Annotated in this window: 1 protein-coding gene; it reads left to right on the top strand. The window is 67.1% G+C overall.

The annotated features are described in order from the left end of the window. Nucleotides 1-1447 (top strand): recombinase zinc beta ribbon domain-containing protein (locus G3446_RS26600; RefSeq protein ID WP_209262656.1); only part of this gene is annotated, 1447 nt, incomplete at its 5' end. Between the last annotated feature and the right edge of the window lie 212 nt (nt 1448-1659).

The raw sequence follows: 1659 nt of genomic DNA, 5'->3' as shown, positions 1-1659 counted from the left end.
CTACGGCAAGACGCGCCAGGAGCGCTACATCGATGAGGACGGGGAGGTGCGTACGCGCCTCAAGCGCTTACCACCCGATCAATGGGGCGTGCTCATCCAGGATCACCACCCGGGCTTCATCGATTGGACCACCTTCGAGGCCAATCGGATGCGCCTGAGTGCGAATACGCATCCCACACCCAATGAGAGCGTGGGCGCCTTGCGTGAGGGCTCGGCGCTGCTGCAGGGCATCGCGCTGTGCGGGCATTGTGGGCGCAAACTGCGGGTCGCCTACAGCGGTCGCTCGGGCGTCGCGTCCTATTACTGCCCGGGCGACACCCTCGCCAACGGACGCGGCCAGGCGTGCGTACGCGTCGGCGGGTCGCGCATCCAGCAGGCGGTGAGCGCTGCGGTCCTCGCCGCCGTTCAGCCAGCCGCCTTGCAGGCGGCCCTGGAGGCCGCCGAGGGTCTCGACAGCGCTGAGCAGGCGGCGTTGGCGCAGTGGCAACAGCAGCTCGAGCAGGCGCGCTATCAAGCGCACTTGGCCCAGCGGCGCTATCAGAACGTCGATCCCGACAACCGTCTGGTCGCCCGTGGCTTGGAGACCGCCTGGGAGGCCGCCTTGCAGCGCGTGCAGCGCGCTGAGCAGGAGGTGCAACGACGCCAGCAGCACCCGCAACCGGCGCTCTCTGCCGCCGAGCGCGAGGCCATCCTCAGCCTCGCCGACGATCTGCAGGCGGTCTGGTCGGCCCCCTCGACCAGCGATCGCGACCGCAAGGAATTGCTGCGCGCCTTGCTCGAGGAGGTCATGGTCACGCACGACAGCGAGGCGCACCAGGTGCACCTGACCTTGCGCTGGACGGGTGGCTTGATCAGCGATATCGCTGTGGCCTTGCCGCAACGCGCGGCCACGGTGCGCACCGATGAGGACACGGTGGCGCTCATTCGCCGCTTGGCCGTCCATTATCCGGATACCGTCATTGCCGGCGTGCTCAACCGCCAGCAGCGCACCACGGCCACCGGCCTGCCCTTTAGCGCCAACCGCGTCAGCAGTCTGCGCACCCATTGGGGGATTCCCTGCTTCACGCCACCGGCCGAGCCTCCCGTCGGCGAGCCGGTGACGATCCGCGAGGCCGCCACCATCCTCGGTGTGGCCCCATCGACGTTACATCGCCAGCTCAATGACGGACTCATCGCGGGCGAGCAAGTCACACCGGGTGCGCCGTGGCGCATCGTCATCACCGAGGCACTCCGCGCGCACTTCGCCGGCGAGGCTCCGGAGGGCTACGTGCCCATCGTCGAGGCCATGCGCCGGCTTGGGGTGTCGCGCCAGACGGTGTTGCAGCGTGTCAAGCGCGGTGAGCTCGAGGCCATCCATGTCTCACAGGGCAACCGTAAAGGCCTGAGAATTAAGGTTCAAAATCCAACACTCGATCTTTTCGACGAGCCAGCATCAGCTGGGGGGTAGTATGAACAGCGATCCAAACAGCCCCGGATATCCCCCTCCAAGATCCATTCGGCGCGCGTTCGCTGAGCCAGGACCTGAAAGCAAGCCGCCATCGCATCTTGCGCGGAGCGTGCTTGGCGAAAGCCATACGAGCAGGTGTCGGCCAGCGTTTCAGAGACCGGGTCCAAGGCCAAAAGCTCCAGGGCCTGCTCGGCCCGGTCGGCCTGGACGGG

It is taken from the genome of Thiorhodococcus minor (assembly GCF_010820565.1).
Lineage (GTDB): Bacteria > Pseudomonadota > Gammaproteobacteria > Chromatiales > Chromatiaceae > Thiorhodococcus > Thiorhodococcus minor.
This window is presented reverse-complemented; position numbering and strand designations above follow the sequence as displayed.